Genomic DNA, 12,967 nt, shown 5'->3' with positions numbered 1-12,967 from the left:
TGTCCACCAACGGCACCACGAACAGCACGGCCGCGACCAGCACCTTCACGGTGGCCGGTCCGACGGTGGCCATCACCGCGCCGGCCAACGGCTCGACGGTGACGAACCCCACCAACGTGGTGGTGTCTGGCACGGCGGCGAACGCGACGTCCGTCACGTTCACGCTGGGTGGGCAGAGCTATGGCCCCGTCACGGTGACGGGCGGCAACTGGACGTACACGGTGCCGGGCCCGCTGGCCAACGGTACGTACACCGTGACCGCGGTCTCCACGAACGGCACGACCAACAGCACCCAGGCCTCCTCCACCTTCACGGTATCGGTTGCGGCGCCGACGGTGGCCATCACCGCGCCGGCCAACGGCTCCACAGTGACGAACCCCAACGTGACGGTGACCGGTACGGCCGCGAACGCGACCACGGTGACGGTCACCTTCCAGGGCACGAACTACGGTCCCATCACGGTGACCGGCGGTAACTGGAGCCAGGCGCTGCCCGGCCCGCTGGCGGACGGCACGTACACCGTGACTGCCGTGTCCACGAACGCCCAGGGCACGAACAGCTCGACGGCGACCACCACCTTCACGGTGGACCAGACGCCTCCGGTGGTGGCCATCAGCACGCCGCTCGATGGCGCCGTCCTCAACACCCCCAACGTGACGGTGACGGGCACGTCCACGGACGCGGCGTTCGTGACGCTCACCTTCGACGGTGCCAGCTACGGCCCCATCAGCGTGGACGCCTCCGGCAACTGGAGCTTCGCGCTGCCCGGCCCCCTCGCCGAGGACACGTACACCGTGACCGCGACGGCCACGGACGCGGCGGGCAACACCAGCACGCCGGACAGCTCCACCTTCACGGTGGACCTGACCGCGCCGACGGTGGCCATCAGCTCGCCGGCCGACGGCGCCATCATCGGCACCAACACGGTGACGGTGACCGGTACGTCCACGGGCGCGACCTCCGTGACGCTGACCTACGGTGGCACCAACTACGGCCCCATCCCCGTGGATGCGTCCGGCAACTGGTCCTACGCGCTGCCCGTGACCCTGCCGGAAGGCCCGAACACCGTGACCGCGGTGTCCACGGATGCGGCGGGTAACACCAGCACGACCGCGACCTCCACCTTCACGGTGGACCTGACCGTCCCCACGGTCGCCATCAGCACGCCGGGCAACGGCACCTCGGTGAACACCGCCACGGTGACGGTCACCGGTACGACGACCAACGCGACCTCCGTGACGCTCACCTTCGAAGGCGCCAGCTACGGCCCCGTCACGGTGGACGCCTCCGGCAACTGGTCCTACGCGCTGCCCGGCCCCTTGGCCGAGGGCTCGTACACCGTGACCGCGGTGTCCACGAACGGCGCGGGCACCAACAGCGCGACCGCGACCTCCACCTTCACGGTGGACCTGACCCCGCCGACCGTCGCCATCAGCACCCCGGTGGACGGCTCGACGGTCAACACCCCCAACGTGACGGTGACGGGCACGTCCACGGGCGCGACGTCCGTGACGCTGACCTACAACGGCACGGACTACGGCCCCATCCCCGTGGATGGCTCGGGCAACTGGAGCTACCCGCTGCCGGTGACCCTGCCGGAAGGCCCCATCACCGTGACCGCCACGTCCACGGACGCGGCGGGCAACACCAGCACGCCGGACAGCTCCACCTTCACGGTGGACCTGACGGATCCGGAAGTCGAAATCACCGCGCCGGTGGACGGCACGACGGTGGCCTCCAGCACGGTGACCGTCACGGGTACCTCCGTGGGCGCCACCTCCGTGACGCTCACCTTCGAGGGCACGGACTACGGCCCCATCGCGGTCGACGCTTCCGGTAACTGGAGCTACGCGCTGCCCGGCCCGCTGGCGGACGGCACGTACACCGTGACCGCGGTGGCCACGGACGCGGCCGGCAACGAGAGCGCGCCCGACTCCGTCACCTTCACGGTGGACCAGACCGCGCCGACGGTGGCCATCACCACGCCGGCCAACGGCTCCACGGTGGGCGCCAACGTGACGGTCACCGGTACGACCACGGGCGGCGCGACGAGCGTGACCGTGACGTTCCAGGGCACGGACTACGGCCCCATCGCAGTGGATGCTTCCGGGAACTGGAGCCAGGCGCTGCCCGGCCCGTTGGCCAATGGCACCTACACGGTGACGGCGGTGGCGGTGGACGCGGCTGGCAACACCAGCACGACCGCGACCTCCACCTTCACGGTGAACACGGCCGCCCCGACGGTGGCCATCACCTCGCCGGTCAACGGCTCCACCGTCACCAACCCCAACGTGACGGTCACGGGCACGTCCGCGAACGCCACGTCCGTGACGGTGACGTTCAATGGCACCAACTACGGCCCCATCTCCGTGAACGCCTCCGGCAACTGGAGCCAGGCGCTGCCCGGCCCGCTGGCGGACGGCACGTACACCGTCACGGCGGTGTCCACGAACGGCGCGGGCACGAACAGCACCACCGCGACCACCACCTTCACCGTCAACACGGCGGGCACGGTGGACTCGGACAACGACGGCCTGACGGACGCCGAGGAGATCCTCGTGGGCACCGACCCGAACAACCCGGACACCGACGGCGACGGCATCCCCGACGGCATCGAGGTCAAGGTGGGCGGAACGGATCCGCTCGACAGCGACTCGGATGACGACGGCATCCTCGACGGTAACGAGGACAAGGACCACGACGGCATCGTCGACGCCGACGAGACCGACCCGAACAACCCGGACACCGACGGCGACGGCCTGACCGACGGCGTGGAGCTGGGCCTGACCGAGCCCCAGGGCGACGACACCGACCCGTCCAAGTTCGTGGCGGACAAGGACCCGTCGACGAAGACCAACCCCCTGGACGACGACTCGGATGACGACGGCCTCACCGACGGCAACGAGGACGCCAACCACGACGGCAAGGTGGACCCGACCGAGACGGATCCGAACAAGAGCGACACGGATGGCGACGGCCTGACGGACGGTCTGGAACTGGGCCTCACCCAGCCCCAGGGCGCGGACACCGACCCGACGAAGTTCGTCGCGGATCAGGACCCCGACACCAAGACCAACCCGCTCGACCCCGACACCGACAAGGGCGGCGTGCTCGACGGCGTCGAGGACCGCAACCACAACGGCCGTGTGGACGTGCAGGAGTCCGACCCGCTCAACCCGGCGGACGACCAGGACGCGGATGGCGACGGCGTCGACAACGCCACGGAGCTGGAGCTCGGGATGGATCCGTTCGACGCCGACTCCGACGACGACGGCGTGCCGGACGGCATCGACGGGATTACCGACACGGACGGTGACGGCCTCATCGACGCGCTCGATCCGGACAGCGACAACGACGGCCTCAACGACGGCACGGAGATGGGCGTCACGCTGGAGACCGCTCCGCCGGGCACCGACACGTCGTCCCCGAACTTCAAGCCGGACGCGGATCCGTCGACGAAGACGGACCCGAAGAACCCGGACACGGACGGCGACGGCCTGAAGGACGGCGAGGAGGACCGCAACCAGGACGGTCGCCGTGACGCCACGGAGACGGATCCGAACATGAAGGACACCGACCAGGGCGGCATCGACGACGGCACGGAAGTGAACGGCGGCTCTGATCCGCTCGACGCCAACGATGACTTCCTGGTGGTGGGCCACGGCTGCGACACGGGCGGCACCGGTTCGCTGGCGCCCTTCGCGCTGATGCTGCTGGCGCTGCCCCTGGTGGGCCGCCGCTTCCGCCGCGCCGGGGACTTCCTGGCGCGCGCGGGTGGGGCGCTGGCGGTGTTCGTCATGGCTTTGTTCGCGGGCACTTCCGCCCACGCGCAGGCCACCGCCGTGTCGCAGGCCATCGACGTGCAGCAGTACAAGCCGGGCCCGGGCATCGCGGACGTGCTCGCGGTGCACGGCGCGAAGGTGCAGCGGCACCTGGGGTGGAACGTGGGGCTGTCGGTCAACTACGCCGACAAGCCGCTCAACTTCTTCGACCCCCGCTCGGACACGTACGTCACCTCCCTGGTGAAGAGCCAGGTGGGCTTCGACCTGATGGGCGCCATCGGCCTCTTCGACCGGTTCGAAATCGGCGTCGTGCTGCCCATCACCATCCAGGGCTCGGAGAACTCGCCGGCCGTGGATTCCTCCTTCGCCAACGGGGTGGGCGGAGGCGGCATCGGCGACCTGCGCCTCATCCCGAAGGCGCGGCTGCTGGACGGTGACGACTACGGCGTGTCCGTGGTGCTGCCCATCTCGCTGCCCACGGGGGGGGCGTCGGACTTCCTCGGCGGGTCCGGCGTGTCCGTCAACCCGCGCGTGGTGGCGGAGTACGGCAAGCGCTTCCGCATCCTCGCCAACGTGGGCGTGGACCTCCGCAAGTCGGAGCAGCTGCGCAACCTGAACGTCGGCAGCGCGCTGGCGTACGGGGTGGGCGCGGAGGTTCCGCTGGGTGACCTGCCGCTGGCCGCCCAGGCGTCGCTGGTGGGCGCGATGGGCTTCAAGCAGCAGAACGAGGAGGAGCGTCCCCTGGAGCTGCTCGCGGCCCTGAAGTACCGCGCGCCCACCGGCCTGTCCGCGCAGGTGGGCGCGGGCCCGGGCCTCACGCACGGCTACGGCACGCCGACCTTCCGCGTGCTCGCGTCCGTGGCCTACAGCGCCCCGGAGCGCGCCGCGGAGCCCCGGCCGGTGTGCCCGGAAGGCCCCGAGGACTTCGACGGCTTCCAGGACCAGGACGGCTGCGCGGACCCGGACAACGACGGCGACGGCATCCTGGACACGGCCGACCAGTGCCCCAACGAGCCGGAGACGGTGAACGGCTTCGAGGACGAGGACGGCTGCCCGGACACGAAGCCCGTGCCGCCTCCGCCCGCGCCGGTGGACTCCGACGGCGACGGCATCATGGACCCGGACGACAAGTGCCCCAACGCGCCCGAGGACAAGGATGGCTTCCAGGACGAGGACGGCTGCCCGGATCCGGACAACGACAAGGACGGCATCCCCGACGTCGCGGACAAGTGCCCCAACGAGCCGGAGACCATCAACGGCGTGGATGACGAGGACGGCTGCCCGGACAAGGGCAAGGTCAAGGTGCTCGTCGAGGGCGAGCGCATCCTCATCCTGGAGAAGGTCTACTTCGCCACGAACAAGGACGTCATCCTGCCGCGCTCGTTCCCCATCCTGAAGCAGGTGGCCGCCGTGCTGCGCGCCAACCCGCAGGTGGAGCTGCTGCGCGTCGAGGGCCACACCGACAGTCAGGGCAACGACGCCGCCAACCTGGACCTGTCCAAGCGCCGCGCCGCCAGCGTGAAGACGTTCCTCATGAACGAGGGCATCGCGGGCGAGCGCCTGGAGTCCGAGGGCTTCGGCGAAACGAAGCCCGTGGACACCAACAAGACGGCCGCGGGCCGTGAGAACAACCGCCGCGTGGAGTTCAACATCACGCGGATGGGCAAGGTGGAAGTGGAGAAGCCCGCCCCGTAGCACCCGCGACACGGAATGAAACACGGAAGGCCCGGTTCCCCCCGAGGGAGCCGGGCCTTTTCGTCATCCGCGCCCCGTCCTGTCACGTCACGCGCGCGCGGAAGGCGCGCACAACTGGTCACGGCGAGTCAGCGGACGCGAGTCAAGAGGGTGTTTACATCCGCGCGATGTCCGCATGGCCGCTGATGCCATTCGCGTAAGTGGGCGTCAGGACTCGGTCGCGCAGCAGGGCGCTACAGGCTGGTAGCGGAATACTTGCCAAAGCGCCCGACTTCCTGATGATTGTCGAGGGTGGGTGTTTCCGCGGACGGCGCCGCGGTGCTTCCGCCACGAGGACGACATGGACCAGTTCGAGCAGAACAAGCAGGCCGCGAAGATTCGTGTCGTGGGCGCGGGCGGGGCGGGCTGCAACGCGGTCAACACGATGATTCTGTCGAAGTTGGACCGCGTGGACTTCATCGCCGCCAACACCGATGTCCAGGCGCTCGCCGCGAGCAAGGCGCCCACCCGGCTGCAGCTGGGCCAGGCGCTCACCAAGGGCCTGGGCGCCGGCGCCAACCCGGAGATGGGCCGCGAGGCCGCCCTGGAGTCGCGCGATCAGATCGCCGCGGTGCTGGAAGGCGCCGACATGGTCTTCGTCACCGCGGGCATGGGCGGTGGCACCGGCACGGGCGCCGCGCCCATCATCGCGGACATCGCCAAGAGCCTGGGCTGCCTCACGGTGGGCGTCGTCACCAAGCCCTTCCTCTTCGAAGGCAACAAGCGCCGCAAGCAGGCCGAGCAGGGCATCGTGGAGCTCAAGGCCGCGGTGGACACGCTCATCACCATCCCCAACCAGCGCCTGCTGTCGCTCTCCAACGAGCCCATGCCGCTGCTGGAGACCTTCAAGCGCGCCGACGAGGTCCTGCTCAACGCCGTGCAGGGCATCAGCGACCTCATCCAGTACCACGGCTACATCAACGTGGACTTCGCGGACGTGAAGACCATCATGAGCGACAAGGGCCTGGCGCTCATGGGCACGGGCAACGCCTGTGGCGACCGCCGCGCCGTCACCGCCATGCAGCAGGCCATCTCCAGCCCGCTGCTGGAGGACGTCTCCATCGACGGCGCCACGGGCCTGCTCATCAACATCACCGGCGGCCGCGACATGACCCTGCAGGAGGTCAACGAGGCGCTGACGCTGGTGCACGACGCGGCGGACGGCGAGGCGGAGATCATCTTCGGGTCGCTCATCGACGAGCAGATCCAGGACGAGGTGAAGATCACCATCATCGCCACGGGCTTCGTGCACCGGGACGCGAAGGCGCGCCCCATGGCGCAGGTGGTGCAGGTGCCGCTGGTGGGCCGTCCCTCCACGCAGCCGTCCGTGCTGTCCTCCTCGCGTGAGGAGGTGGCCAGCCTGGTGCCCGCGAAGGGCAATCCGCGTCCGACCATGTCCACCGTGGAGACGCCCAAGTCGTCCATGCAGAGCGCGCGCACGGCCGTGGTGAAGGACGCGGCGCTGCCCCTGGACGAGGATCAGTTCGACATCCCCACGTTCCTGCGCCGCCAGGGCCAGACGGAGCTGCCGTAGTCAGGCAGCGGCGGGGACGCTAGCGGGGGAGGCGGGCGACGCTCGCCGTGCCCCTGCCGGTGAGGCGGTCGCATTTGGTGAACAGTCCGTCCACCTCGTCGTAGAGCGCGTCGATGCGCTCCGACGCGCTGGGGGCGGGCAGCAGGCCATCGCCGGAGAGCTCCTCCAGGCGGGTGCCGGCGCGCTGCAGCAGCTGCAGGGCCTTGAGCAGGGAGCGGCCCTGCTGCGTGCCGTCGGGCGTGAAGAGGGTGCCGCCCTCGTAGAGCGTCACCAGATTGGAGCGGGTGTCCTGCTGCCGCTGGTTGAGCCGGTTCCGGTACAAGTCCAGACGGCGGGCGCGGCGGGCACCATGCAGGTCCACGACGCTGTGCATTCCTGTTGAGGGAGGATTCACGTCGGGCAAGGTACGCCAGGGGCTCGCAAGCCCGCAAATTTACGGGACTGTACGGACCTGTTGCGCGACTGCCCGGACGCTTGTCAGTCAAGGGGGTGGGGGTTAGTTTGGCCGCCCTTCGCAACGCCAGGGTGCCTGCCATGTTCCAGAAGCTGCTCATCGCCAACCGGGGTGAAATCGCGCGTCGCATCGGGGCGGTGGCCCGGGGCATGGGCGTGAAGACGGTGGCGGTGCACTCGGACGCGGACGTGAACCTGCCCTTCGTGAAGGAGGCGGACGAGGCCGTGCGCATCGGCCCCGCGCCCGCGAAGGACAGCTACCTGAGCATCCCCGCCATCCTGGAGGCCGCGAAGAAGACGGGTGCCCAGGCGGTGCACCCGGGCTACGGCTTCCTGTCGGAGAACGGCGACTTCGCCCAGGCGTGCGCGGACGCGGGGCTGACCTTCGTGGGCCCCCCGCCGGAGGCCATGGCGCGGATGAAGGACAAGAGCCAGGCGCGTAAGCTGGTGTCCGCCGCGGGCGTGCCGGTGGTGCCGGGCAGCGACGGCGTGCTGCCGGACGTGCAGAGCGCCCTGGAGGCCGCGGAGCGCATTGGCTACCCGGTGCTGTGCAAGGCCGCCAGCGGCGGTGGCGGCATCGGCATGGCGGCGGCGAACAACCCCGCGGAGCTGGAGAAGGTCTACCGCCAGTGCACGGACCGCGCGAAGGCCGCCTTCGGCCGCGAGGGCGTGTACCTGGAGCGCTACTTCCCGGCGCCCCGCCACATCGAGGTCCAGATCCTGGGCGACACCCACGGCCACCTCATCCACGGCCTGGAGCGCGAGTGCTCCATCCAGCGCCGGCACCAGAAGGTGGTGGAGGAGGCCCCGTCGGTGCTGTTCGCCAACGGACGGAACTCAGGCCTGGCGGACACGCTCTTCACGGCGGCCGTGAAGGCGGCGAAGGCGTTCGGCTACGCCAACGCGGGCACGGTGGAGTTCCTGTACTCCGACGGGCAGGTGTACTTCATCGAGATGAACGCCCGGCTCCAGGTGGAGCACCCGGTGACGGAGCTGACCACCGGCCTGGACCTCATCGGCTGGCAGCTGCGCATCGCCGCGGGTGAGAAGCTGACGGTGAAGCAGGAGGACGTGAAGCGCAAAGGCGCGGCGCTGGAGTTCCGCATCTACGCGGAGGATCCGGTGAAGTACTTCCCGTCCCCTGGCCCGCTGAAGGTGTTCCAGCCGCCCACGGGCGAGGGCGTGCGCCTGGACGCCGGCTACGCGGAAGGGGACGTGGTGACGCCGAACTACGACCCGATGATCGCCAAGCTCATCATCACCGGTGCCACGCGCGACGAGGCCATTGCCCGCGCGGTGAAGGCCCTGGAGTCCTTCCGCATCGAAGGCATCAAGACGAACATCCCGCTCCACCTGCGCATCCTGAAGGACCCTGCCTTCAGCGCCGGTGAGCTGGACACGCACTTCCTGGATCATCACGCGAAGCCTTAAGTATTCCCCCCCGAGGAGGGACGGTTCATGGCGGACGTTGCGGCGCACATCACGGGCACGGTGTGGAAGATCGAAGTGAAGGTGGGCGACAAGGTGGATGCCGGCACCACGCTCGTCATCCTCGAGTCCATGAAGATGGAGATGCCCGTGGAGGCCGAAGAGGGCGGCACGGTGAAGGAGATCCGCTGCAAGGAAGCGCAAGCGGTCAACGAGGGTGACGTCCTCGTGGTGCTCGAGTAGCCACGGGCTTCGATGGAGCCCACGCTGGAGGTGGAGGATCGCGAGGGCGGTGTCCGGGTGCTCACCGTCTCCAACCCGTCGCGGCGCAACGCGCTGAATGACGCGTTGCTGGCCCGGATGGACGCGGCGCTGGAGCCGGCCGCCCACGTGCGCGCGCTGCTGGTGCGCGGCCAGGGCGGGCACTTCTGTGCGGGCTACGACTTGACGCACCTGGGGCCGCCGGGCGCGGACGGGCGGCTGCCGGATGACCCGCTGGTGGCGTGCCTGCTGAAGCTGGAGCGGCACCCGTCGCCGTCGGTGGCGCTGGTGCAGGGCGGCGCGGTGGGCGCGGGCTTCGACCTGGCGGCCTCCTGCGACTTCCGCGTGGGCGCTTCCGACGCGTTCTTCCTCATGCCTCCGGCCCGGCTGGGCATCGTGTACTCGCCGGAGGGGCTGGCGCGGGCGGTGCGGCTGGTGGGGCTTTCACGCGCCAAGCAGCTGTTCCTCACCGCGCGCCGGCTGCCGGCGGCGGAGGCGCTCGCATGGGGCTTGTTGGATGAGTGCCCCGAGGACGCGGAAGCGCGCGCCCTGGCGCTGTGCGGGACGCTGGCCGCGGGGGCGCCGAAGGCGGTGTCGGGGATGAAGGAGGCGTTCGGGCTGCTGGCGCGCTCCGGGCTGTCCCCGGAGGACGTCGCGCACCTGCGTCAGGTGCGCGGCGAGGCGTTTGGCAGCGAGGACGCGAAGGAGGGGCGCGCGGCCTTCTTGGAGAAGCGCGCGCCCCGTTTCACCGGTCGCTAGGTATCGCCGAACAGCTCGCCCATGCGCAGCTGCAGCGCGGAGGCGATCTTGTAGAGCGACGAGATGGACGCGGAGGACTCCGCGCGCTCAATCTGGGACAGCAGGGACACGGACAGGCCGGTGCGGCGGGCCAGCTGCTTGAGCGTGAGCTCTTGCGTCTTGCGCGCGTCGCGGATGGTGCGGCCGATGGCGCGGTGCAGGTCTGCTTCCGGGTCCTGGGACAGGCCCTTCTTCTGCAACGCGTTGCGCACGGCGGCCGTGAACTGCTCCGGCTCCATGGGCTTCTTCACGTAGTCGGACGCCTGCGCCTTGAGCGACGCGACGGCCGTGTCCACGGTGGGGTACGCCGTGGCGACGATGACCGCGATGTCCGTGTCGTACTTGCGGATCAGCTCCAGGACTTCGGTGCCGGACATCTGCGGCATCATCATGTCGAGGATGACGAGGTGGAAGTCCGAGCCACGGAGGATGTCCACCGTCTGCGTGGGGTCCGTGGTGGTGACGACCTCGTAGCCTTCACGGGTCAGCACGAGCTTGAGGTAGTCGCAGTTGTCCTGCTCGTCATCAACTACCAGGATGCGAATCTGCACAGCGTCTCCTCGCTGCAGGGTTGAGGGAATTGCTGCGGGGGGGTACTCGCCAGGCTACGGGCCGGGGGACTTTTGCGCCTGGGTCGGCGGCGCTCCGGTCATCTTGGTCAACGCCTGGATCACCAGGTCGCGCTTTGGATAGCCCTCTGGCGTGAGCGTCAGGAACGTCTCGTAGTGCTGCTCGGCCATCTTGAACTTCTTGAGCTGGGCATACGTCATGCCAAGCAAGAGGTGGCACTCGGGAACCTTGGGCGCGAGCAACGCGCAGTCCTTGGCGATTTCCTGGGCGCCGTCCGGATCCTGGGCCTTCATGGTGAGGATCTGCTTCTGGATATCGCCGATCCGCTTGGCCACGTCCGCCGCCTTCATGTCCTTCATGTAATCGGACGTGGGCTTCTCATTGGACTTATTGGGCGCGGCGGCGGTCGCGTCCGGGTCGTCCTGTGGAGGGGGCTCCGGAATCTGGGCGTTCTGCGCGGCCTGAGCCTGCGCGGCGTCCAACTGGTCGCTCAGCTCCTTGCGCTCCTTCGCGAAGACCGTGTCCGTGGGGATGGCGCCGAAGATCTTGGTCGCCTCATCGACACCGGCCCCATTGGGTTTGAGGAGGGCCTTGCGGGTCGCGCCGAGGTCCTTCTCCGACTTCTTCTCCCGGTCCAGCCGCGCCTGGAGCTCTTCCAGCTTCGGTGCTGGGAGCGCCTTGTTCTTGCGGAGCGTGTCGAGCGCGGTGGCGGCGATGTTCAACTTGCCCCCCTGGAGCGCATCCAGGAAGGCCTGATCCGCCGGGGGTTCCGGGGGCTTCTCAGGCGTCGCGGGCGGGTTCGCGGCCACGGTCTCCGGGGACTTCGTGTCCGGGGGCTTCGCCTGCGGCGGCGGCTCCGGGATGGGCTGCGGATCCGCGACGACCACGGGAGGCGTGTCGTCCGGCGGCTTGGGCAGCAGGTCCTGGCCCTTCACCACGAAGATCGCCGCGCCCGCGCCAATGGACAGGAACGCGATGACCGCGGCGACCCACATCTTCTTGGAGCCGGAGCGGCCCTGCGCGGCGATGTCGTCTTCCAGCGAGCCGGGCCCCACGAAGCGCAGCTTCACGTGGCCCATCTCGATGATGTCACCGTGGGAGAGCGTCGCCTGCGCGTAGCTCTCGCCGTTGACCGTCATCCCGTTGGCCGACTGCATGTCGATGACGCGCCACTCGCCGGTCTCCTCGCGCACGACCTTCGCGTGCGTGCGGGACAGCGAGCGGTGGTCCAGGGCCACGTCGTTCTCCGACGTGCGGCCGATCCGCAGCTCCGTGCGGTTGCAGTCGTACTCCTGGCCCTTGAACTCAGCGGGGGCGAGCACCACCAGCCGGGGCTGCTCGTCCTCGGGCACGCGTTCCACGCGCCGGGGCCGGTCCGCCTCCATCTGGTCCATGCGGATGATGGACGTGGCGTTGCGGCGCGCCTCCGCGGACACGGGCGTGTGCTCGTGTTCGTCCTCGGAGTCCTCCTCCGCCTCGTCCTCACCATCCACCATGGTGTCGCGGGGACGGGGTCCTCCGGCGACCTCGTCGTCGTCCTCCTCCTCGGGCTCCGGCTCTGGCCGGCGGGAGGCGGGCACCTTGGCGGTGATGGCGCCAGTGGGGGCGGCAGCGTTGGCCGCGCCCTCGACCTGCAAGGCCAGATCGTAGTCGCCGATCTGGATGAGGTCGCCCTCCTTGAGAGGGAGCTGGCCTGCGACGCGTTCTCCGTTGATCCGGGTGCCGTTGTAGCTCCCCAGGTCTTCGAGCACGACGTGGCCATTGAGGCGCACGAGCCGGGCGTGTCGACGTGACACGTTTCGCTCGGTCAGGCGGATGGTGTTCCCCTCCTGACGTCCAATGGTGATTTCGTCGCGCACGAAGGGAACAACGGTCTTGCGCCCCTCGTCGTCTTCGATGATGAGCTTCAGCACGGGTCCGGTCCGAGTACAGCTATAGCAGAATGCCCTTTGCCGAGACAAGCCATGTATCCCCCGAGAACAACAGGGTTTTTCGCCCATCCCAAGGGCAGGGAGGCACTGTTGTCCATCGGTCGATTGGCCGGAAAGGGTGGGGAGGGCAGGATACCGGGGCTCACGATAGCGCTGATCGCGGCGCAGGCCATTCTGTACACCATGGTGGCGTCCGGAGGCCCACCCGGAGTGGATGCGTTGATCCACTGGGGGGCGAAGTCCGGCCCCCTGGTGACGGACGCGGGGCAGGGCTGGCGGCTTTTGACGGCCAACCTCCTGCACCGGGACGCCCTGCACCTGGGCCTCAACCTGCTGGTGTTCGCGGGGGTGGGCACGGCGGTGGAGCGCTCGTGCCGGTGGTGGGACTACGTGGCGCTGCTCGTCGTGTCCGGGCTGGCGACGATGGCGGGCTCGCTCTGGTGGTCTCCGACGGTGAGCGTGGGCGCGTCCGGGTG

General features: G+C 69.3%; 9 protein-coding genes. 6 read left to right on the top strand and 3 right to left on the bottom strand.

What is annotated here, in order from left to right:
* Positions 1–50 precede the first annotated feature (50 nt).
* A complete protein-coding gene (locus tag D7Y11_RS37350) occupies positions 51–5,477 on the top strand; it encodes an Ig-like domain-containing protein (protein ID WP_255431183.1) in 5,427 nt (1,808 codons plus the stop codon).
* Positions 5,478–5,817: 340 nt separating this feature from the next.
* Positions 5,818–7,050, top strand: a complete 1,233-nt coding sequence (ftsZ, locus tag D7Y11_RS37345; protein WP_120580454.1) for a cell division protein FtsZ — start codon at positions 5,818–5,820, stop codon at positions 7,048–7,050.
* A gap of 19 nt (positions 7,051–7,069) precedes the next feature.
* On the opposite strand, the gene D7Y11_RS37340 is transcribed toward ftsZ, so the two are convergent.
* On the bottom strand, positions 7,070–7,411 hold the full coding sequence (locus D7Y11_RS37340; RefSeq protein ID WP_233597400.1) for a hypothetical protein: 342 nt from the start codon (positions 7,409–7,411) through the stop codon (positions 7,070–7,072).
* 173 nt (positions 7,412–7,584) lie between these two features.
* Between D7Y11_RS37340 and D7Y11_RS37335 the strand changes: the two genes are divergently transcribed.
* Genes D7Y11_RS37335 through D7Y11_RS37325 form a run of 3 tightly spaced genes read left to right on the top strand, consistent with a single transcriptional unit; the run spans position 7,585 to position 9,951 of the window.
* Positions 7,585–8,934, top strand: a complete 1,350-nt coding sequence (locus D7Y11_RS37335; RefSeq protein ID WP_120580450.1) for an acetyl/propionyl/methylcrotonyl-CoA carboxylase subunit alpha — start codon at positions 7,585–7,587, stop codon at positions 8,932–8,934.
* Positions 8,935–8,961: 27 nt separating this feature from the next.
* Positions 8,962–9,174, top strand: a complete 213-nt coding sequence (locus tag D7Y11_RS37330; RefSeq protein ID WP_014398873.1) for a biotin/lipoyl-binding carrier protein — start codon at positions 8,962–8,964, stop codon at positions 9,172–9,174.
* A gap of 12 nt (positions 9,175–9,186) precedes the next feature.
* Positions 9,187–9,951, top strand: coding sequence for an enoyl-CoA hydratase/isomerase family protein (locus D7Y11_RS37325; protein ID WP_120580449.1), 765 nt, complete (start codon positions 9,187–9,189; stop codon positions 9,949–9,951).
* On the opposite strand, the gene D7Y11_RS37320 is transcribed toward D7Y11_RS37325, so the two are convergent.
* Positions 9,948–10,541 carry a response regulator gene (locus D7Y11_RS37320; RefSeq protein ID WP_014398871.1) on the bottom strand — a complete coding sequence of 198 codons (594 nt, stop codon included), beginning with the start codon at positions 10,539–10,541 and terminating at the stop codon, positions 9,948–9,950. The genes D7Y11_RS37325 and D7Y11_RS37320 overlap by 4 nt on opposite strands.
* Positions 10,542–10,595: 54 nt before the next feature.
* Positions 10,596–12,473 carry an FHA domain-containing protein gene (locus D7Y11_RS37315; RefSeq protein WP_120580448.1) on the bottom strand — a complete coding sequence of 626 codons (1,878 nt, stop codon included), beginning with the start codon at positions 12,471–12,473 and terminating at the stop codon, positions 10,596–10,598.
* A gap of 228 nt (positions 12,474–12,701) precedes the next feature.
* On the opposite strand from D7Y11_RS37315, the gene D7Y11_RS44640 reads away from it, so the two are divergent.
* Positions 12,702–12,967: rhomboid family intramembrane serine protease (locus D7Y11_RS44640; RefSeq protein ID WP_233607512.1), on the top strand; the 266-nt coding region annotated here is incomplete at its 3' end.

This window comes from Corallococcus sp. AB018 (assembly GCF_003986945.1).
GTDB lineage: Bacteria > Myxococcota > Myxococcia > Myxococcales > Myxococcaceae > Corallococcus > Corallococcus exiguus.
The sequence above is the reverse complement of the archived record's forward strand: the minus strand, read 5'-3'. Positions and strand labels throughout refer to the sequence as shown.